This is a genomic window from Streptomyces sp. NPDC096193 (genome assembly GCF_040302905.1).
GTDB lineage: Bacteria > Actinomycetota > Actinomycetes > Streptomycetales > Streptomycetaceae > Streptomyces.
Genome location: NZ_JBEOSJ010000002.1, coordinates 386,371 through 405,580, shown reverse-complemented (window position 1 = coordinate 405,580; position 19,210 = coordinate 386,371). Strand labels below are relative to the sequence as shown.

Sequence of the window (19,210 nt, the reverse complement as noted above, 5' to 3'; positions counted from 1 at the left end):
CGCATGGAGACGGAGATTGCGGGATTTGGGATGACTGCGTGGGCTGCACGACCCGGGGGACGGCCCGAGACGAACGGTGGGGGAACGGCCGCGAGCGGTGCGGTGCTCCGGTGCTCCGGGCGGTACGCGGTGGAAGTGTGACGTTCCCTGGACGTACCGCCCGGAGGGCTGGCTCTCAGGTACCGGTGAGGTGCTCGGGACGTACCGGCGTCCTGTTGAGTTCGAGACCCGTCGCGTTCCGGATCGCCGCGAGGACGGCCGGGGTGGACGACAGGGTCGGGGCCTCGCCGATACCACGCAGCCCGTACGGCGCGTGGTCGTCGGCGAGTTCGAGCACATCGACGGGGATGGTCGGCGTGTCGAGGATGGTGGGGATCAGATAGTCCGTGAAGGAGGGGTTGCGCACCTTCGCGGTCTTCGGATCGACGATGATCTCCTCCATGACCGCGACGCCCAGTCCCTGGGTGGTTCCCCCCTGGATCTGGCCGACGACGGACAGCGGGTTGAGCGCCTTGCCGACGTCCTGGGCGACCGCGAGTTCGACGACCTTGACGAGCCCGAGCTCGGTGTCGACCTCGACGACCGCGCGGTGCGCGGCGAAGGAGTACTGGACGTGGCCGTTGCCCTGGCCGGTGCGCAGGTCGAAGGCCTCGGTGGGCCGGTGGCGCCATTCGAGCTCCAGGTCGACCGCCTCGCCCTCCAGGACGTCCACCAGGTCGGCGAGGACCTCGCCGCCGTCGGTGACGACCTTGCCGCCTTCGAGCAGCAGCTCGGCGGTGGCCCAGGCGGGGTGGTAGGAGCCGAACTTGCGGCGGCCGATCTCGAGGACCTTCTCGCGGACGTTCTCGCAGGTGTTCTTGACCGCGCCGCCGGTGACGTAGGTCTGGCGGGACGCGGACGTCGATCCGGCGGAGCCGACCTGGGTGTCGGCCGGCTGGATGGTCACCTGGGTGACGCCGAGTTCGGTGCGGGCGATCTGCGCGTGGACGGTGACACCGCCCTGGCCGACCTCCGCCATGGCGGTGTGCACGGTCACGACGGGCTCGCCGCCCACGACCTCCATGCGCACCCGGGCGGTGGAGTAGTCGTCGAAGCCCTCGGAGAAGCCGACGTTCTTGATGCCGACCGCGTAGCCGACGCCGCGGACGACGCCCTCGCCGTGGGTGGTGTTGGACAGACCACCGGGCAGCGCGCGGACGTCGGCCTGCTCACCGGCCGCGAGCCACTGCTGCTCGGGCGGGAGCGGCCTGGCCTTGACCCGGCGCAGCAGCTCGGCCACCGGGGCGGGTGAGTCGACCACCTGGCCGGTCGGCAGGAGGGTGCCCTGCTCCATGGCGTTGAGCTGCCGGAACTCCACCGGGTCCATGTCCAGTTTCGCGGCGAGCTTGTCCATCTGCGCCTCGTAGGCGAAGCACGCCTGGACCGCGCCGAAGCCGCGCATCGCGCCGCAGGGTGGGTTGTTGGAGTAGAGGGCGATGGCCTCGATGTCGACGTCCTCGATGACGTAGGGGCCGACGGAGAGGGAGGAGGCGTTGCCGACGACCGCCGGGGAGGCGGAGGCGTAGGCGCCGCCGTCCAGGACGATCTTGCACTTCATGTGCGTGAGCTTGCCGTCCTTGGTGGCGCCGTGCTCGTAGTAGAGCTTCGCCGGATGCCGGTGGACGTGGCCGAAGAACGACTCGAACCGGTTGTAGACGATCTTGACCGGCTTGCCGGTGCGCAGCGCCAGCAGGCAGGCGTGGATCTGCATCGACAGGTCCTCGCGGCCGCCGAACGCGCCGCCGACACCGGAGAGCGTCATCCGCACCTTCTCCTCGGGCAGGCCGAGTACGGGTGCGATCTGGCGGAGGTCGGAGTGCAGCCACTGGGTCGCGACGTACAGCTCGACGCCGCCGTCCTCGGACGGGACCGCGAGGCCGGACTCGGGGCCGAGGAAGGCCTGGTCCTGCATGCCGAAGGTGTACTCGCCCCTGACGATCACATCGGCGCGCGTCGCGGCCTCGTCGGCGTCGCCGCGGACGATGGGCTGGCGGTGCACGATGTTCGGGTGCGGCACATGACCGATGTGGTGGTCGTCGCGGTTCTCGTGGACCAGGATCGCGTCCGGAGCGGTCGCCGACGCCTCATCGGTGATGAGCGGCAGCTCGGCGTAGTCGATCTTGATCTTGGCGGCCGCGCGGCGTGCGGTCTCCGGGTGGTCGGCGGCGACGATGGCCACCGGTTCGCCGTGGTGGCGGACCTTGCCGTGGGCGAGCACCGGGGTGTCCTGGATCTCCAGGCCGTAGTTCTTCACCTCGGTGGGCAGGTCGTCGTGGGTCAGCACGGCGTAGACGCCGGACATCGCGAGCGCCTCGGAGACGTCGATCGACCGGATCTCGGCGTGCGCCACGGTGGAGCGCAGGGTGTGGCCCCAGAGCATGTCCTCGTGCCACATGTCGGAGGAGTACGCGAACTCTCCGGTGACCTTGAGGGTGCCGTCGGGACGGAGCGTCGACTCGCCGATGCCGCCCTTGGTCTTGGAGCCCTGGGTGAGGTTCGTGGGGGTACCAGTCGTGGCCATGGCTGTCAGACCGCCTCTTCCTGGCGGGCCGCAGCGAGGCGTACCGCGTCGAGGATCTTCTCGTAACCGGTGCAGCGGCAGAGGTTGCCGGAGAGCGCCTCGCGGATGTCCGCGTCGGACGGCTCGGCGTTGCGCTCCAGCAGCTCGTCGGCGGCGACCAGCAGACCGGGGGTGCAGAAACCGCACTGCACGGCGCCGGCGTCGATGAACGCCTGCTGGATGGGCGAGAGCTCGGTGCCCTCGCCGGTCTGCGAGTCGGTGCCCTGGGCGCTCCACTGACGGGCGTCCTGGAGGGTCGTCCCACAGGCGCCGGTCGCGCAGCCGCCGGCGGAGCGCTGCTGGGCGAAGTCGGCCAGGCCCTCGACCGTCACGACCTCGCGGCCCTCGACCTGGCCGGCGGCGACGAGACAGGAGCAGACCGGGACACCGTCGAGGCGGACCGTGCAGGAACCGCACTCGCCCTGCTCACAGGCGTTCTTGGAGCCGGGCAGGCCCATGCGCTCGCGCAGGACGTAGAGAAGGCTCTCGCCCTCCCACACATCGTCAGCCTCCTGCTTGCGGCCGTTGACCGTGAAGTTCACGCGCATTATGCGACTCCCTCAGTGCTGCGGCCGTTGCCGCGGTACGACTCCCAGGTCCAGCCGAGCGTGCGGCGGGACATGATCCCGACGGCGTGACGGCGGTAGTTCGCGGTGCCGCGAACGTCGTCGATCGGGTTGCAGGCGCCGGAGGCGAGCTGGGCGAACTGCTTGGCGACGGACGGGGTGATGATCTTCTTGCTGTCCCAGAAGCCGCCCTCTTCGAGCGCGGCGTTCAGGAACTCCTCGGCCGCCGTCGCCCGGACCGGGGTGGGCGCGGCCGAACCGATGCCGGTGCGGACCGTGCGGGTCTCGGGGTGCAGCGCCAGGCCGAACGCGCAGACCGCGATCACCATCGCGTTGCGGGTGCCGACCTTGGAGTACTGCTGCGGCCCGTCGGCCTTCTTGATGTGCACGGCGCGGATCAGCTCGTCCGCGGCCATCGCGTTGCGCTTCACACCCGTGTAGAAGGCGTCGATGGGGATCAGGCGGCTGCCGCGTACCGACTCCACCTCGACCTCGGCGCCCGCGGCGAGCAGCGCCGGGTGGGCGTCGCCGGCCGGGGAGGCGGTGCCGAGGTTGCCGCCGACGCCGCCGCGGTTGCGGATCTGCGGGGAGGCCACGGTGTGCGAGGCGAGGGCCAGCCCGGGCAGCTCGGAGCGCAGGTGCTCCATGATCTGCGCGTACGGGACGGAGGCGCCCAGGCGGACGTTCTCCTCGCCCACCTCCCACTCGCACAGCTCACCGATGCGGTTCAGGTCCAGGAGATACTCGGGCCGGCGGTGGTCGAAGTTGATCTCGACCATCACATCGGTGCCACCCGCGATGGGTACAGCGGTGGGGTGCTCTGCCTTGGCGGCGAGCGCCTCCTCCCAGCTGGCGGGGCGAAGGAAGTCCATGAGTGGCTCTCTTCTGAATCGAAGTCGTTCGTCTCAGCGGGCCCGGGACGGTCGGCCCTCGACTGGTTATTCACGTGCTGTTAACGCGGTGTGGCCTCAGTACACAAGGGCGTGCTCCGGTCGGTGCAGTCACCGAAACCATGAAGGAGTTGGCTGGTCGCCCGTCACGTCTTGTAGATTCGAACGAAAGGCGGGGTGCGGTAACCCCACTGTTTTCCCCTGGAAACCGTGGCCACGGGCCACCGGCAACAACGAGACAGATCGGCGGCGACGAGATGCGGCTGCGCGCACTGCTGGAGAACGACGCGCTGGGGCTGCGGCTGCTCGGCGGCGAGGACGAACTCGACCGCGGCGTCCGCGGCGTGATGACGACGGACCTCAAGGACCCGAGCCGCTATCTCTCGGGCGGCGAGCTGGTGCTGACCGGGTTGGCATGGCGGCATTCCGCGGAGGACTCGGAGCCGTTCGTACGGATCCTCGCGGGCGCGGGGGTCGCGGGGCTGGCGGCGGGCGAGGCCGAGATGGGCGACATCCCGGACGATCTGGCGGCGGCGTGTTCGCGCCACCGCCTCCCCTTGTTTGCAGTCAACGAGTCCGTTGCATTCGCAACCATTACCGAATATGTCGTCCGCCAGGTCTCCGGCGAGCGGGCCGGCGACCTCGCCGCAGTCGTCGACAGGCACAGAAGGCTGATGACCTCCGGACCGGCCGGCGGCGGACCGGAGGTCGTCCTCGATCTGCTCGGCTCCGACCTGGACCTTCACGCCTGGGTCCTCTCCCCCACCGGCCGCCAGATCGCCGGCGCGGGCGACGAGCTCCCCCCTTCCGTGAGCGCCACCCTTGCGGGTGAACATCTGGCCGCGACCCGTACGGGACGCCGTGGGCCGCACCGGGCGACGCTCGGCGGCACGACGTACTCGCTCTTCCCGATCCGGAACACGGGCCGCGGAGCCGCGCCCGCGTCCCGGGACGTCCGCGAGAGCGTCCTGTCCGACTGGCTGCTGGCCGTGGAGGCCGACGCGGGCGACTGGCCCGCCGCCCGGCTGGACCTGCTCCAGGGCGTGACCCAGCTGATCGCCGTCGAGCGGGACCGCCGGGAGGCGGCCCGTACGGTACGGCGACGGCTCGCCCAGGAGGTCCTGGAACTCGTCCAGACGGGCGCCGCCCCCGCCGAGATCGCGGCACGGCTGCGGGTGGCCGCGCCCGTGCTGCTGCCCGGCCTCGGCACCGCACCGCACTGGCAGGTCGTGGTGGCCCGGGTGGACTGGGACCAGGAGTCCACGGGCCGGCCGGGTTCGGCGGCCACGGCGATCGAGGCCGGCCCGGTCGCCCAGTCCCTGCTGGAGGAGATCCTGGTCGATCCCACGGCCGCCGGACCCGATTCCTCGGACCGGATCGCGGTGGCCCATACGGGTGACGAGGCGATCGCCCTGGTACCGCTGCCCGCGGTGCCCGCGGACCCCGAGGCGCAGGATGCCAAGGCCACCGACGAGGGCCTGTACGCGGACGCGCTGCTGTCGTCCGTACGCGATCCGCTGTCGGCGGGCCTCGCGGACGACGGGCGCTTGACGCTGGGCGTCAGCGCGGCCGTGAGCTCGGCGGAGGGCCTGCGCGGCGCCCTGGAGGAGGCCCGGCACGCCCGCCGGGTGGCGGCGGCACGTCCCGGCCGGGTGTGCGCGGCCGGCCATCACGAGCTGGCGTCGCACGTCCTGCTGCTGCCGTTCGTCCCGGACGACGTACGGCGTGCGTTCACGGCCCGGCTGCTGGACCCGCTGCGGGACTACGACCGCCGCCACCGCGCGGAACTGATCCCGACGCTGGAGGCGTTCCTCGACTGCGACGGCTCCTGGACCCGCTGCGCAACCCGCCTCCACCTGCATGTGAACACGCTGCGGTACCGGGTGGGCCGCATCGAGCAACTGACGGGCCGGGATCTGTCGCGCCTGGAGGACAAGCTGGACTTCTTCCTGGCACTGCGGATGAGCTGAGGGAGAACCGTCGGGCCCGCCTCGGGGGTGGGGCGAACGGAGCGTCGCGCGTCGGGAGTTGGCGCCGCGGTACGCGCGGCGGGGGTGGGCGGGGTGGTGTGCACCGCCCCTGCGGCGAGTCCGGTCCCGGCTCGGCCGTCTCCCCGCTCGACCCGCAGCCGGGCTTCCGGCTCGGCGTGAGGCCACGCTTCCCGCTGGCGTACGGCCGGGCGCACCCGACCACGCGGAACTCGCCCCGCTCCGCCGCCGAATCGCGCCCCGCCGGCTATCCCCGCCGGATGCCGACACCCGTGGCACCCCCTCGAAGGGGGCGGACCGTCACCCCGGCGACGCGTGGCGGCATCACTCGTGGCGGTCGGGGAAAGATCCAGCTGGTTGACGCCTCAGCGGCCACCTCCGCAGCCACCCCGGCCGCGCCCGCTCCGGGCGATCACTCCCCACCCCGGCGCATATCACGATCCCACCGACCGCTGAGCGATTGTGAATTCATTCACCTAGCCTCTTGGCCCGGCGTGCACATCCATGCTGAGATGCGACTTACTCAACAGCTCAATGGCGTGCTCGGGGAGGGCATAGTGGCGCATACCGCCATGTCTGGTTACGGAACCACTGCGGGTGACGATCCTCTCCAGACCGCGGTATGGCGGCTGCGTTCGCGCGGCTGTTGGACCGACGCGGCTGCTCTGCTCGCCCCGCGGGCCGCGGACCCCGCGGCCGCGCTCGAACGTGCCGGACTGCTCGTCGAGCGCTGCCTGTTCACCAGCGACGGCTGGGCCGAGGCGGAGGACGCGCTGCGGACCGCGGAGGCCGTCGCCCGGGACGACGAGGAACGCGGTGGGGCCGCCTGCGAGCGCGGCAGGCTGGCTTACGCGGCCACCCGGCTCGGGGTGCGCGACCGTGCGGACGAGGCCCGTTCCGCGCTCGGCCGCGCGGCCGCCCTGCTCGCGCCCACCTCACCGGGACGGCCCCTGCTCGACTTCCGCCGGGGGCTGGTCGCCGAGCACATCGCCGACTCGCCGCAGGCCGCTCGCGCCGCGTACCGCCGCGCGCACGACGGCGCCACCGCGCAGGGCGACACCCTGCTGCTCTCGTTCACCTGGCACCATCAGGCCGGACTCGCCCTGCGAGAGGGCGAGTTGGCCGAGGCACGGCACGGTTTCGCCGAGTCGCTGCGGATCCGTGAGGAGCTCGGGTATCTGATCGGTACCGCCCCGACGCTGGCCGCGCTCGCCGACTGCGAGCCGGAACCGGAGGCGTCCCGGCTCCGGGCGGAGGCGGGACGGCTTTTCCGGCTGCTGGGCGGTGTGCCGGTGTGGCTGGCGAGTCAGCTGGCCGCCGACATCCCCTCGCAGTCGTCCCCGGCCCGGCCGGAAACCGCCGCGTGAGCGGGCAGTCCGCCCCGTGAGGACGCGCCGCCGGGAAGGGGACGTACCGGAGCCGCGGTCCCGGTGGGACGAGATCGCGACAGGCCTGTGGATGGGCGGCCATGTCTGGGCGGACGGCGGCCGCGACCATCAGGACGTGGTCGTGGAGCGCGAGTTCGACCTGGTGATCAGCCTCTACACCCGTGAGGGTCACGGCCCGTCCCCCGACGTGGAGCACCGGGTCGTGCCGATCCCGGACGACTGGCTCACCGCGGAGGAGATCGACCGCGTACGCCGGGTGGCGGAGGCGGCGGCCGACGCGATCCGTGGCCGGCGCCGTGTGCTGGTGCGCTGCTACTCCGGCTACAACCGGTCGGGGCTGGTGGCGGCGCAGACACTGATCGAGCTGGGCCACGACGCGCCCGGGGCGATCGACCGGGTCAGGCTGCGGCGCTCACCGTGGGCGCTGCACAACCGGGCCTTCGAGGAGTACCTGCTGACGGGTCTCGACGTGGCGTCACTGCTGACCGGGCTGGAGCCACCGCCGTCCTGACGCGCGGGCCGCACAGCCGCGGACCGTAGCGGGCGTCGGACCATAGCGGGCGTCGGACCGTACCGGGCGTCGGACCGTCGGAGCGTCACGAGAAGGACGGCCAGGCGCGGACACTCACGCGCGGACGGTCACGAGAGCCAGGACAGCGCACGACCGGGGTTCATGATCACCAGCGTGACCCCGACCGCCACCACGACCCAGACCAGTCCCCAGGCCCTGCTGCGAGGCTTGTGCACACGATCCCGCGAGGCCCATGCCCGCCATGCGTCGGGCTCCGCCCTCCGGCGTTTGCCGAGGCCCTGCCGCGCGGCCTCCTCATCGACCCGCCGCAGCCGCTCGGCCACGATCCGGGCCCGCGCCGACGGCTCCTTGGGCGCGCGCAGCCGCGCGGGGCCCTCGCTCTCCCGCTGGAACCGCTCCCATGCGTCGTCGGGTATCGAGGACGCGGACATCTCGCTCGACTCGCTCGACTTGCCCGACTCACTCGCCTTGCCCGGCTCACTCGAGTCCGGCGATTCCGACGACTCCGCGGTCATGGATGAACCCCCCGTTGCTGAGGACGTGACCGCGCGCGGGCGGTACCACTCATCACTTTAGTCCCCTCCGCCCCGGGAGCACCGGGGGCCGCGAAGGCATCCCCATCACCGCGGAACTGACGGCCCGTCAGCCGTCCGCGCCCGTGAAGTGCTCCCGCACCAGCGACCGCACCACGGTCAGGTCCTGGGCGATCAGGGCCTCCAGAAGGGCCATGTGTTCCGCGGCGTCCGCGACCAGGTCGGCCCGGCGGCTGACCAGGGATGTCGACAGTGGCCACTGGGAGCGGCGGTGGAGGTCCTCGGCGACCATCACCAACTGGTGATTGCCCGACAGGGAGAGGAGGGCGCGGTGGAAGGCGCGGTCCGTGTCCGCGTAGACCGCGCGGTCGCCGACGGCCGCCGCCGCGGCGGTCGCGTCCGCGAGCGGACGCAGCTCGGACCAGCGCGCGGTGGGCACCGTACGGGCCAGCCGCAGCATGACGGGGATCTCGATCAGGGCGCGGACCTCGGCCAGTTCGGCGAGTTCGCGGGGGGTACGGACGATGACGCGGAACCCGCGGTTGGGCACGACCTCGACGGCGCCCTCGACCGACAGCTGCTGCATCGCCTCCCTGACCGGGGTGGCCGAGACGCCGAACCGTTCGCCGAGGGCCGGGGCCGAGTACACGGTGCCGGGCACCAGTTCCCCGTCGACGAGTGCGGTGCGCAGCGCGTCGAGGATCTGGCCGCGGACGGAGTGTCGCCGGACCATGTGCGGGGCCGGCGGCTCGCTGTTGATGGGCGGGGCCGGTGGCTGGCTGCGGGTGTGCGGGGCCGGCGGCTCGCTGTGGGTGTGCTCGCCGCGCGCCTGTTCCGGGACACGGGGCGGGGCGTAGGGCGTGGGGCGGCCCTCCGGTCCCTGCGGGCCGGGGATGCGCACCGAGGCGTGGGGCTGCGAGGTCGCGGCGTCGCGCGCTCGGGCCTGCTCCACTCGGTCCTCCTCCGGCCTGGGGCCGGGCCCGGCCTGCGACGGCGGGGCCCCGGGTGCACCATAGGCGGACCGGCCTCCAGTTCAAACATCGATCACATCGGGTAAGGTAAGGCTTACCTGCTAACGATCGTGATTCGGTGGTCCCCGGCATGGCCGTTCCCGCACTTCTGCCCGCCCTGGCCTCGCCCGTCGAGGACGCGTACGCGCGCCTCTGCGAGGTATTCTCCGGGCTGCGCGTGCGCGTGCTGAAGGACGGCGAACAGCTGCCCGTCGGCGGCGGCTGGGTCGGCGCGAGTGATCTCGCACACGGCGGGCCCCCTCTCGAGGCCTTCCTCGCCTGGGACAACGCCCAGGTGCTGCGCGACTACGGACAGCAGGCGCGGCCCGACGTGATCGCCAGCTTCGGACTCCACCGGTACGCCTGGCCCGCCTGCCTGCTGATCACCGTCCCCTGGTTCCTGCACCGCCGGGTTCCCCGGCTGGCGCCCGAGCACGTGGCCTTCCAGCGGGCGCTGGGGCAGATGACGGTGCGGGTGACCGAGTTCGCCTGTCTGCCGGGGGACCCGGCGGCAGCATTGCCCGGCGCCCGGGTCGTACCGGACGAGGAGGCCCTGCGCGACGAAGTGCGGGCCGCCGTCGCCGAGCACCTCGGACCCGTCCTGGACGGCTTCGGACCGCGCATGCGGCGCGGGAAGCGGGCCCTGTGGGGCATGGTGACCGACGAGGTCGTCGAGAGCCTCTGGTACATCGCCGGCCTGTTCGGCGAGGAGCAGCGCGCCATGGCGGAACTGGACCTGCTGCTGCCGGGCACCACCAAGCCGTACGTCGGCACCCCCGGCTTCCGGGTGCTCACCGGGCCCGCGGGTGAGGAGCTGCCGACCCGGGACCGGGCGAGCTGCTGCCTGTTCTACACACTGCGTCCGGAGGACACGTGCGGGACCTGTCCGCGCACCTGTGACGCCGACCGGATCACCCGGCTGCTGGCCGACGCCTGACCCCGGGCCCGCCACGCCACCCGTACGGATGGACTAAATCGAACTCAACTCATGCGCTCCACACGGCCGTTCGAGCAAATCGCACCTATCTGTGCGCCGTGTGGCCCCGTTGGCGTTCTCTTGCCCCGAAACCCTCTGCCGTCGCCAGGACTTCGGCCACTATGGCGGCCGAAACGCCCTACCGCGATGCAGATGCAAGGGACACCGCACATGAGACTGACCGACATATCGCTGAACTGGCTGCTTCCCGCCGGAGTGATGCTGGTGGGAGTCCTGGTCGCGGTGGCGGTCGTCGCGCGCGGCAAGCGGGCCGCTGGGCAGGCTGCGACCGAGGACTCCTGGGAACGCAGCGAGGAACGCCGCCGGCGCAAGGAAGCCGTGTACGGCACCGCCTCCTACGTGTTGCTGTTCTGCTGCGCCGCGGTGGCCGCCGCCCTCTCCTTCCACGGACTGGTCGGCTTCGGCCAGCAGAATCTGAACCTGTCCGGGGGCTGGGAGTACCTCGTCCCCTTCGGCCTCGACGGAGCGGCCATGTTCTGCTCCGTCCTCGCCGTGCGCGAGGCAAGCCACGGTGACGCGGCCCTGGGCTCGCGGCTGCTGGTGTGGACCTTCGCGGGCGCAGCGGCCTGGTTCAACTGGGTCCACGCACCCCGGGGTCTGGGCCATGCCGGCGCACCGCAGTTCTTCGCCGGCATGTCGCTCTCGGCCGCGGTCCTGTTCGACCGCGCGCTGAAGCAGACCCGCCGGGCGGCGCTGCGCGAACAGGGCCTGGTGCCCCGCCCGCTGCCGCAGATCCGGATCGTCCGCTGGCTGCGGGCCCCCCGGGAGACCTTCGGCGCCTGGTCACTGATGCTGCTGGAAGGCGTACGCACCCTGGACGAGGCGGTGGAAGAGGTACGCGAGGACCGGCGCGAGAAGGAGCAGAACCGTCTCCGCAGGCGGGACCGGGAGAAGCTGGAACGGGCGCGCATCAGGGCGTTCAACCGGCAGCACCGGGCCTGGGGCCGCAGTCGTACCGGCCGCGAGCCGGAGCTGGCCGCCCTCGGTGCGGCCGGTGGACCCGCGCTCGGAGCGGGCTCCGCCACCGCACCGGCCGTCACCGGCGGATCGGGGACCGTCGCGGAGCCTGCCATAGCAGAGCCGGGACAGCTGCCGCTGCGTTCCCGGCCCTCCCTCCAGGCCGTCCGAGCGGACGGCGCTGAGCCCCGCACGGTCGACCTCACTGCCGAGGACGACACCCAGGCGCTGCCGCGTCTGGACTCGCTGGAGCGCAAACTCAAGGATCTGGAGCAGCAGTTCGGCTGAGTGGCGCAACCCCGGAAGGCCGGCCCGAACCCTCAGGCCGGCCTTTCGTGCAGCTCGAACCAGACCACTTTGCCCATGCTGTGCGTCCGAACGCCCCAGGCGTCGGCGAGGCTCTGCACCAGCATCAAGCCCCGGCCGTGGGTGCCGAGATGGGCTTCGGGGACGCTCGGCACGGGCAGCCCCGCCATGAAGTCACGCACCTCCACCCGGAGGGTGGTGGATGCCACGGTCGCCGTCACGACGGCACCCTGATCGGTATGGACCAGCGCGTTGGTCACCAGCTCGCTCGTCAGCAGTTCCGCGACATGCGCTCTGTCGGACCCGTGCCAGTGGTGCAGCAACTCCCGCAGCACTCGCCGGACTTCGGGGATCGCTCTGAGGTCGGCGCAGCCTAATCGCCGCCGCAGCCCGCCCGTCGCCTCCTCCGCCCCGGGTTCGCCGCCGTGCCCACCCGCACCGGCTCCAACTCCTCCCTGACGCCCACTCATCATCCCCACCCGCACGTCGGAACAGCCCCTTACTCCGGAACGACCTCGAAAGTGTTCACGGAAAGCATTGCCCCGACCACGGCGCGCCACTCATCCGGTCGGGTCAAGCACTCCCAGGAGACGGACTTTGCACACAGAAGTGGGAGGCGGGGTACGCCCATTGCCGCAGTCGGCGCGCGGTCCGAGGGGCTGGGGCCCGGGCGGTCAAGGCGGCGGTCAAGGCGGCGGTCGCGGCAGCGGTCACGGCGGGCCGAACCGTGGCGCCACGGAGAGCGGCGCGGGGTCGAGCTCCGCGGCGGAGGGAGGCCGGGGCGGTGCCTCCCCCGGACCGCGGTCAGGGGTGCGGGGCCGATCCCGCAACAGGCCCTACGGCCTCGGCACATTGCGCAGATTCGAGCGGGCCATCTGGAGCATCCGGCCGACCCCGCCGTCCAGCACGATCTTGCTGGCCGACAAGGCGAACCCGGTCACCATCTCCGCGCTGATCTTCGGCGGGATCGAGAGGGCGTTGGGGTCGGTGACCACGTCCACCAGTGCCGGGCCCTTGTGGCGGAAGGCGTCCTTCAGGGCGCCTGCCAGCTGCTTCGGCTTCTCGACCCGGACACCGTACGCTCCCGCCGCGCGGGCCACGGCCGCGAAATCGGGGTTCACATTGGTCGTGCCGTGCGAGGGCAGGCCGGCGACCAGCATCTCCAACTCCACCATGCCGAGCGAGGAGTTGTTGAACAGGACGACCTTCACCGGCAGGTCGTACTGGACGAGGGTGAGGAAGTCGCCCATGAGCATGGAGAATCCGCCGTCGCCGGACACCGACACGACCTGGCGGTCGCGGTCGATGAACTGCGCCCCGATCGCCTGGGGCAGTGCGTTCGCCATCGAGCCGTGGCTGAACGAGCCGATGATCCGGCGCCGGCCGTTGGGTGAGAGGTAGCGCGCGGCCCACACATTGCACATGCCGGTGTCGACGGTGAACACGGCGTCATCGGCGGCGAGTTCGTCGAGCACCGCAGCGACGTACTCCGGGTGGATGGGCACGTGCTTGTCGACCTTGCGGGTGTACGCCTTGACCACGCCCTCCAGCGCGTCGGCGTGCTTCTTCAGCATCTTGTCGAGGAACCTGCGGTCCGACTTGGCCCGAACCCGCGGCGTCAGACAGCGCAGCGTCTCGCGCACGTCGCCCCAGACCGCGAGGTCCAGTTTGGAGCGGCGGCCCAGATGTTCCGGCCGGACGTCGACCTGGGCGATCTTGACGTCGTCGGGGAGGAACGCGTTGTACGGGAAGTCGGTGCCCAGCAGGATCAACAGATCGCACTCGTGGGTGGCCTCGTAGGCGGCGCCGTAGCCGAGCAGTCCACTCATGCCGACGTCGAACGGATTGTCGTACTGGATCCATTCCTTGCCGCGCAGGGCGTGCCCGACCGGGGACTTGATGCGCTCCGCGAACTCCATGACCTCCCCGTGCGCGCCCGCCGTACCGCTGCCGCAGAAGAGGGTGACCCGGTCCGCCTCGTCGATCATCCGGACCAGCTTGTCGATCTCGGCGTCCCCGGGGCGTACGGAGGGCAAGGTGGTGACGAGAGCGTGTTCGATCGTCTTGTCCGGGGCGGGCTGGGACGCGATGTCGCCGGGGAGTGCCACGACGCTGACGCCGCTGAGTCCGATCGCGTTCTGGATCGCGGTCTGCAACAGCCGGGGCATCTGCCGCGCGTTGGAGATCAGCTCGCAGTAGTGGCTGCACTCGCGGAACAGCTGGTCCGGGTGGGTCTCCTGGAAGTAGCCGAGTCCGATCTCGCCGGAGGGGATGTGCGAGGCGATGGCGAGCACCGGGGCCATCGAGCGATGGGCGTCGTACAGCCCGTTGATCAGATGCAGACTGCCCGGTCCGCTGGAGCCGGCGCAGGCCGCGAGCCTGCCGGTGATCTGTGCCTCGGCGCCCGCCGCGAAGGCGGCGGTCTCCTCGTGCCGCACATGGATCCACTCGATGCCGTCGTGCCGCCGGACGGCGTCGACGACAGGGTTGAGGCTGTCGCCGACGACTCCGTACAGGCGCTGCACACCGGCGCGGACGAGGATGTCGACGCACTGCTCCGCGACGTTCTGCTTGGCCATGGGTTGCGTACCCTTCTCGGCTTGACGGCCCGGAGGTCCATCAACCCACGGCGCAGCCGGTTACGCCTCCCAGACGGCGACCGCCGTACGGTCGTCGGCATAGCCCTTCACCCTCAGCTGGGTGTCGGCGAGAAAGGTCGCGAGGCCCGGCGGCTCGGCGGATGCCCAGCGTCCGGCCAGTTCGTCGGCGAGCGCGGGCTCGCCGCGCAGCGGCTCGGCGAGGCCCGGGCTGCACAACAGAAGCGCGTCACCCGGACGGGCCACGGAGGCACGGAAGCGGAACGGCTCGGGAGGCGGCGGCGGTGGTGCCTCCACATATGGAGCCGGGGGCGTCGGGATGCCGAGGTCCATGGTCAGCCGGTCGCCTGCGGGAGTCTCCGAGGGGATGCCGGCGAGCGGATTCCCCTGGTGCCCGTCCCTCCCTTCCCCGGCCGGTGCGGAGCCGAACCCGACCACAGGGGCGCCGGTGACGGCCGCCGGCTCGGGGACGGGCGGTTCGATGTCCTGCCACACACCGTCGCGCAGCCGGAAGAGACCGCCGGGGCCGACGCCGAAGAAGACGCGGGTACGGCAGTCGGGGTCGGCGGAGAGCAGTAGGCACCGCAGACCGGCGCTGTAGTCCTCGGGCTGCACGCCCCGCTCCCCGGCGCCGGCCCGGAGCTTGCCGAGGCTCCGGTCGGTGAGCCGGTGCAGACCGGATTTGAGGTCGCCGCGCCGGCCCGCCCGGATGTCCTCCGACAGCCGGGCATGACTGCGGCCGACGGCTCCGCCGATCCAGCGACAGGCGTCGGCGGCGGCGAGATGGGCACCCTCGGCCGCGCGTGCCCCACTGGCGACGGCGACGAGGAGCAGGGCGGCCGGTCCGCTGCCGAACCGCGCGGTCAGCAGGGCGTCGCGCCGCGGCTCGCCCCGGAAACGGGCGGAGTCCCCGCGCACGGACGCCGCGCGCAGGGTGTACGTGCCGTATCGGGCGCCGTCGAGCACGGTGTCGGCGACCAGGTCGTCGAGTCCCTCGGGGCCGACGGCGGGGAGGGCGGTGGGCTCGGGGTCGTAGGTGGGCGGGCCGTCACCGACGTGGCCGACGCGGGGGCGCGGCGAGGCGACGGGAGGCTGCGCGGGCGGCTCGGGAACCTCGGCGGCGACGGGCCCAGGAGCGTGCTGGGACTGAGGCGGCTCGGTTTCCGTCCGAGGCGGGGGCGCGTACCGGGGCTCGGGTGGCTCGGCCTCCCTTTCGCCCGCAGGCGTATAACGGCGCTCGGGTGGCTCGGCCTCCCCCTGACCGGCGGGCGCGTACCGGGGCTCCGGCGGCTCGGCCTCCCCCTCGGGCCCAGGCGCGTACCGGGGCTCCGGCGGCGAGGACTGCGGCTGCGCCAGTACGACAGGCGGCTCCCATGGAGCACGCCCGCGCGGCGGTGACGGAGGCACAGGCGGCGTACCGGGTACGCCCGGCCCGGTTTCGTCCGCAGGCCGGGGCGGGCCGGAGGTCGCGCCCCCCGGCCGGTACGGATCGAACCCCGACCCCGCTGACCGGTCCTCGGTGGACGCCGGCGGCCTGTCGGGACGGTCCGGCGGTCCGGACTCGGGTGCCGCGGCCGGCCGATCCGGTCCGGGCCGGTCGGCCACCGGCCGGGCGGGCGCCCGGGGTTCGTCGGCCCGGCGGGGGGCGGGAGGCCGCGGCGCCTGCCGGTCCGGGGCAGTGAACGGCCAGTCCGGACTGTCCGAGGTCCCGCCGCCGGACGGGCCGCCCGACGGCGGGGCCGGCGCGGCCAAGCCCTCCGGGAGGCCCGGGACTTCCAGCGTGTCCGCCGGGTCCGTCTCCCACCACGCCTTCGGCCGGTCCGGCTGATCGGCGGCAGGCCCGGGCGCGGAGACCGCTTCCGCTGCCGAGTCGAACCGGTCGTCCAACGTGTCGCCCGGCTTCGTGGCCGGGCCGGTGTCCGGGGCGGACTCGTCGTACAGCCGGTTCCACCAGTCGTTCTCGGTGGTGGGCCTCTCCCCCTGCTGACTCATGCCCTTATTGTCCACCGCCAGGGCGGTGCGAAAACGGGGCATCCATAAAATCAAGGCGACGAAAAGTGGTCCGCCGGGCGCCTCAACCCCCCACGGGAAGAACGCCCGGCGGACCCGTTCGTGGTCAGCGCACGGCGTATGCGTCGACCACGAGCTGGGTGACGGAGTTGCCCCGCGCGTCCGTCAGTTCGGTCCTGAGGGTGACGGGCCGGCCCGTCGCACCCGCATGGTGGACGGTGGCGGTCCAGGCCCCGACCTTGCGGGCGGTCGGCGCCGGGATCCATGTCTCGCCCTGGTCGTAGGAGTACGACAGCTTCGCGGCGGTCAGGGAGCCGGGCGTGCAGCCCGCGTGCCCGGTGACGCTCAGGGCGATCCGCCGGCCGTCCCTCGCCGGCAGGGTCTTGAGCCCGTCCTCGGGCAGGCCGTGGTGCGGGAAGAGGAGCCCGAGACCCTGGGAGTGGACGTTCTCGTCCAGCCGGGAGCGGAACCTCCAGGTCGTCAGCACCTCGGTCGAGCGCTTCCAGACCGCGGCCGGCTGCCCGAACTTGGTGGTGTTGAGGGACAGTTCGTCGGCCGCCCCCAGGGCCGTACGCGTCATCAGGCGCATCGCTCTCCCATCCGAATTCGGCACAAGTGCACGCCAAAGGCACTGGCATGGAGCGCTGTCGGTGCTGCGATGGCGCCACATTGGCAGAGCGGCGGGTGGTGCAGGGATGATGTGCGCGGCGGGAACACGCCGTGGCCGGTTTCCGCCAACGCGGCGAGGAAGTGCACGTCCGGGGAGGGTTCTGGTGCTGGGAGCGATAGGTCTCGACGAGAAGCAGGAGTCCGCGTATCGCGCGTTGGTGGCGCTCGGGGCGGCGGAGGTCACCGATCTCGCCCATCGGCTCGCGCTGCCCGAGACCGTGACGGAGCGGGCGCTGCGGCGGCTCGAACAGCACGGGCTGGCGGCGCAGTCGTCGGCGCGCACCGGCCGCTGGGTGGCGGCGCCTCCGGGAGTGGCCCTGGGTGCCTTGCTGACGCAGCAGCGGCACGAGCTGGAGCAGGCGGAGCTGGCCGCCGCGCTGCTGGCCGAGGAGTACCGCGCCGAGGCCGCCGAGCCGGCCGTGCACGACCTGGTGGAGGTGGTGACGGGCGCGAGTGCGGTCGCGCACCGTTTCGTTCAGCTCCAGCTCGGGGCGACGGAGGAGGTCTGCGCCCTCGTCACCGGAAATCCGGTCCTGATCGCCGGAGCGGACAATGACGCCGAGGAGAAGGCGGCCCGGCGCGGGGTGACCTACCGCGCGGTGATCGAGCGCGAGGTGCTGTCCACGCCCGGCGGGGTCACGGAGCTGACCGCCGCGCTGGGCCGCGACGAGCAGGTACGCGTGGTGGACCGGGTGCCGACCAAGCTGGTCGTCGCGGACCGCACCCTCGCCATGGTTCCGCTGACGGGCCGCGGCGCCGACCCGGCGGCGCTCGTGGTCCACGGCAGCGGCCTGCTGGACTCGCTCATGGGCCTGTTCGAGGCCGTGTGGCGGGAGGCGCTGCCGCTGCGGCTCGGGATGAGCGCGGTGGGCGAATCCTTCGAGGAGGTGCCGTCGGGCCCCGACGCGACGGATCTGGAGATCCTGTCGCTGCTGCTCGCGGGAATGACGGACGCACGGGTGGCCAAGCAGCTCGACCTGGGGCTTCGGACGGTCCAGCGGCGGGTGAAGGGGCTCATGGAGCTCACCGGGGTGACGACCCGTCTGCAGCTCGGCTGGCATGCGTACGCGAAGGGCTGGGTGGCTCGCGACCTGCAGGAATGACCCCGATCCTGCACGCTTGGCAAATGGGCGTGTGGCAGCTCCTGCTGGTCGGCCTGGTCATGGTGCTGGGTCTGCTCGGGGTCCTCGTCCCGGGTGTCCCGGGGCGGTGGCTGGTGTGGGCGGGGATGCTCTGGTGGTCGATGCATGTGCAGACGGGCCTGGCCTGGACACTGCTGGTGGCGTCGACGGTGGTGCTGATCATCGACCAGGTCGTGGTGTGGCAGCTGCCGCCGCGCAGGATCCGCGAGGTGGGGGTGACCCCGAAGCTGGGCGCCTGGGCGGGCACCGGGGCACTGCTGGGTTTCCTTCTGCTGCCGGTGGTGGGCGCGATCCCGGGATTCATCGGCGGGATCTATGTGAGTGAGCGCCGGCGGCTCGGCGGGCACGGTCCCGCAGCCGCCTCCACCCGCGCGGTGATGCGGGCCGTGGGGACGAGTGTGCTGGTGGAGCTGTTCGCCTCGCTCCTCGTGGTGGGGGCCTGGCTGAGCGCGGTCGTCTGGGGCTGACGAGTCGGCGTCGCCGCTCGTGAACAGGAATCCGATGGCTGATGAGCCGTTTCATCCAGGCCAACACGATGGACAAGGAGCCCGTCCCGGTCATCGAGACCCGCTGTCGGCGTCCCAGTCGGTGCACGACATGGTCTGTCAGTCGTGGGGCGGGGTGATCCGGATCTGCCCGGCGCTGCCGACTGCCTGGCGGGAGCTGGTCGTGCACGACTTCCGCACCCGGGGGGCGTGCCTGCTCAGCGCGGTCCGCGAGAACGGCAGGACGCGCTGGGTCCGGCTGCGGAGCGAGGTGGGCGCGCCCTGCGTCGTACGCCACGGCATCGAAGGGCTCGTCGAGGTACGCGACGGGCGCGGGCGGCAGCTGCGCTGGGAGCCTGCGGACGACGGGGGGATCCGCATCCGTCTGCGCAAGGGCGAGTCCGCCCTGATCACGGCCCGTGGCGACCGCCCGGACCCGCGGATCGTGCCGGTGCGGCCGAACGCGCCCGCGCCGCGGTGGGGGTTGCCGGCGTGAGGCGTAGGCCGCGAGCCGTAGGGAGATGATCCGATGCGGTGGGCC

Annotated in this window: 17 protein-coding genes; 8 read left to right on the top strand and 9 right to left on the bottom strand. The window is 72.2% G+C overall.

Annotated features, from left to right (window positions below):
• Positions 1 to 175: 175 nt before the first annotated feature.
• From ABTX78_RS04555 to ABTX78_RS04545, 3 genes are read right to left on the bottom strand one after another with little or no spacing between them, the layout of a single operon-like run.
• Positions 176 to 2,560, bottom strand: coding sequence for a xanthine dehydrogenase family protein molybdopterin-binding subunit (locus ABTX78_RS04555; protein WP_352205332.1), 2,385 nt, complete (start codon positions 2,558 to 2,560; stop codon positions 176 to 178).
• 5 nt (positions 2,561 to 2,565) lie between these two features.
• A complete protein-coding gene (locus ABTX78_RS04550; RefSeq protein WP_352205331.1) occupies positions 2,566 to 3,147 on the bottom strand; it encodes a (2Fe-2S)-binding protein in 582 nt (193 codons plus the stop codon).
• Positions 3,147 to 4,037 carry an FAD binding domain-containing protein gene (locus ABTX78_RS04545; RefSeq protein ID WP_352205330.1) on the bottom strand — a complete coding sequence of 297 codons (891 nt, stop codon included), beginning with the start codon at positions 4,035 to 4,037 and terminating at the stop codon, positions 3,147 to 3,149. Before ABTX78_RS04545 ends, ABTX78_RS04550 begins: the two co-directional genes overlap by 1 nt.
• Positions 4,038 to 4,312: 275 nt before the next feature.
• Between ABTX78_RS04545 and ABTX78_RS04540 the strand changes: the two genes are divergently transcribed.
• The 3 genes from ABTX78_RS04540 (at position 4,313) to ABTX78_RS04530 (ending at position 7,942) form a co-directional block, all read left to right on the top strand.
• Positions 4,313 to 6,025 carry a PucR family transcriptional regulator gene (locus tag ABTX78_RS04540; protein ID WP_352205329.1) on the top strand — a complete coding sequence of 571 codons (1,713 nt, stop codon included), beginning with the start codon at positions 4,313 to 4,315 and terminating at the stop codon, positions 6,023 to 6,025.
• 590 nt (positions 6,026 to 6,615) lie between these two features.
• Complete coding sequence (locus ABTX78_RS04535) at positions 6,616 to 7,410, top strand: hypothetical protein (RefSeq protein WP_352205328.1); 795 nt, start codon at positions 6,616 to 6,618, stop codon at positions 7,408 to 7,410.
• 16 nt (positions 7,411 to 7,426) lie between these two features.
• The gene (locus tag ABTX78_RS04530) at positions 7,427 to 7,942 is read left to right on the top strand and encodes a protein-tyrosine phosphatase family protein (protein WP_352205327.1); all 516 of its coding nucleotides are present in this window, start codon (positions 7,427 to 7,429) and stop codon (positions 7,940 to 7,942) included.
• A 128-nt stretch (positions 7,943 to 8,070) separates the two neighbouring features.
• Here the strand turns inward: ABTX78_RS04530 and ABTX78_RS04525 are convergent, their stop codons facing one another.
• Together ABTX78_RS04525 and ABTX78_RS04520 are read right to left on the bottom strand one after the other, a co-directional pair.
• Entirely contained in the window at positions 8,071 to 8,478 is a 408-nt protein-coding gene (locus ABTX78_RS04525; RefSeq protein ID WP_352205326.1) for a hypothetical protein, read from the bottom strand.
• 127 nt (positions 8,479 to 8,605) lie between these two features.
• Entirely contained in the window at positions 8,606 to 9,448 is an 843-nt protein-coding gene (locus ABTX78_RS04520; protein WP_502993761.1) for a GntR family transcriptional regulator, read from the bottom strand.
• Between the two features lie 149 nt (positions 9,449 to 9,597).
• On the opposite strand from ABTX78_RS04520, the gene ABTX78_RS04515 reads away from it, so the two are divergent.
• Positions 9,598 to 10,443, top strand: coding sequence for a (2Fe-2S)-binding protein (locus tag ABTX78_RS04515; protein ID WP_352205325.1), 846 nt, complete (start codon positions 9,598 to 9,600; stop codon positions 10,441 to 10,443).
• A 210-nt stretch (positions 10,444 to 10,653) separates the two neighbouring features.
• A complete protein-coding gene (locus tag ABTX78_RS04510) occupies positions 10,654 to 11,748 on the top strand; it encodes a DUF2637 domain-containing protein (protein ID WP_352205324.1) in 1,095 nt (364 codons plus the stop codon).
• Positions 11,749 to 11,780: 32 nt separating this feature from the next.
• Here ABTX78_RS04510 and ABTX78_RS04505 read toward each other — a convergent pair whose 3' ends face one another.
• From ABTX78_RS04505 to ABTX78_RS04490, 4 genes are all read right to left on the bottom strand, one after another.
• Positions 11,781 to 12,236, bottom strand: a complete 456-nt coding sequence (locus ABTX78_RS04505; RefSeq protein ID WP_365939363.1) for an ATP-binding protein — start codon at positions 12,234 to 12,236, stop codon at positions 11,781 to 11,783.
• Positions 12,237 to 12,602: 366 nt separating this feature from the next.
• Complete coding sequence (locus tag ABTX78_RS04500; RefSeq protein WP_352205323.1) at positions 12,603 to 14,345, bottom strand: pyruvate dehydrogenase; 1,743 nt, start codon at positions 14,343 to 14,345, stop codon at positions 12,603 to 12,605.
• 60 nt (positions 14,346 to 14,405) lie between these two features.
• Positions 14,406 to 16,355, bottom strand: coding sequence for a protein phosphatase 2C domain-containing protein (locus ABTX78_RS04495; RefSeq protein WP_352205322.1), 1,950 nt, complete (start codon positions 16,353 to 16,355; stop codon positions 14,406 to 14,408).
• A gap of 124 nt (positions 16,356 to 16,479) precedes the next feature.
• Positions 16,480 to 16,962, bottom strand: a complete 483-nt coding sequence (locus tag ABTX78_RS04490; RefSeq protein ID WP_352205321.1) for a hypothetical protein — start codon at positions 16,960 to 16,962, stop codon at positions 16,480 to 16,482.
• 184 nt (positions 16,963 to 17,146) lie between these two features.
• On the opposite strand from ABTX78_RS04490, the gene ABTX78_RS04485 reads away from it, so the two are divergent.
• From ABTX78_RS04485 to ABTX78_RS04475, 3 genes are all read left to right on the top strand, one after another.
• On the top strand, positions 17,147 to 18,145 hold the full coding sequence (locus ABTX78_RS04485) for a helix-turn-helix domain-containing protein (RefSeq protein ID WP_352205320.1): 999 nt from the start codon (positions 17,147 to 17,149) through the stop codon (positions 18,143 to 18,145).
• A gap of 23 nt (positions 18,146 to 18,168) precedes the next feature.
• Positions 18,169 to 18,651, top strand: coding sequence for a DUF456 domain-containing protein (locus ABTX78_RS04480; protein ID WP_352205319.1), 483 nt, complete (start codon positions 18,169 to 18,171; stop codon positions 18,649 to 18,651).
• A gap of 130 nt (positions 18,652 to 18,781) precedes the next feature.
• Positions 18,782 to 19,165: a glycoside hydrolase family 95-like protein gene (locus ABTX78_RS04475; RefSeq protein ID WP_352205318.1), complete on the top strand. Its 384-nt coding sequence runs from the start codon at positions 18,782 to 18,784 to the stop codon at positions 19,163 to 19,165.
• The last annotated feature ends 45 nt before the right edge of the window (positions 19,166 to 19,210 follow it).

What these genes read in the sequence shown, in the direction of transcription:
- ABTX78_RS04555 (WP_352205332.1), bottom strand. Translation starts at nt 2,560, where the DNA reads ATGGCCACGACTGGTACCCCCACGAACCTCACCCAGGGCTCCAAGACC.
- ABTX78_RS04550 (WP_352205331.1), bottom strand. Translation starts at nt 3,147, where the DNA reads ATGCGCGTGAACTTCACGGTCAACGGCCGCAAGCAGGAGGCTGACGAT.
- ABTX78_RS04545 (WP_352205330.1), bottom strand. Translation starts at nt 4,037, where the DNA reads ATGGACTTCCTTCGCCCCGCCAGCTGGGAGGAGGCGCTCGCCGCCAAG.
- ABTX78_RS04540 (WP_352205329.1), top strand. Translation starts at nt 4,313, where the DNA reads ATGCGGCTGCGCGCACTGCTGGAGAACGACGCGCTGGGGCTGCGGCTG.
- ABTX78_RS04535 (WP_352205328.1), top strand. Translation starts at nt 6,616, where the DNA reads ATGTCTGGTTACGGAACCACTGCGGGTGACGATCCTCTCCAGACCGCG.
- ABTX78_RS04525 (WP_352205326.1), bottom strand. Translation starts at nt 8,478, where the DNA reads ATGACCGCGGAGTCGTCGGAATCGCCGGACTCGAGTGAGCCGGGCAAG.
- ABTX78_RS04515 (WP_352205325.1), top strand. Translation starts at nt 9,598, where the DNA reads ATGGCCGTTCCCGCACTTCTGCCCGCCCTGGCCTCGCCCGTCGAGGAC.
- ABTX78_RS04510 (WP_352205324.1), top strand. Translation starts at nt 10,654, where the DNA reads ATGAGACTGACCGACATATCGCTGAACTGGCTGCTTCCCGCCGGAGTG.
- ABTX78_RS04505 (WP_365939363.1), bottom strand. Translation starts at nt 12,236, where the DNA reads ATGAGTGGGCGTCAGGGAGGAGTTGGAGCCGGTGCGGGTGGGCACGGC.
- ABTX78_RS04500 (WP_352205323.1), bottom strand. Translation starts at nt 14,345, where the DNA reads ATGGCCAAGCAGAACGTCGCGGAGCAGTGCGTCGACATCCTCGTCCGC.
- ABTX78_RS04495 (WP_352205322.1), bottom strand. Translation starts at nt 16,355, where the DNA reads ATGAGTCAGCAGGGGGAGAGGCCCACCACCGAGAACGACTGGTGGAAC.
- ABTX78_RS04490 (WP_352205321.1), bottom strand. Translation starts at nt 16,962, where the DNA reads ATGCGCCTGATGACGCGTACGGCCCTGGGGGCGGCCGACGAACTGTCC.
- ABTX78_RS04480 (WP_352205319.1), top strand. Translation starts at nt 18,169, where the DNA reads ATGGGCGTGTGGCAGCTCCTGCTGGTCGGCCTGGTCATGGTGCTGGGT.
- ABTX78_RS04475 (WP_352205318.1), top strand. Translation starts at nt 18,782, where the DNA reads ATGGTCTGTCAGTCGTGGGGCGGGGTGATCCGGATCTGCCCGGCGCTG.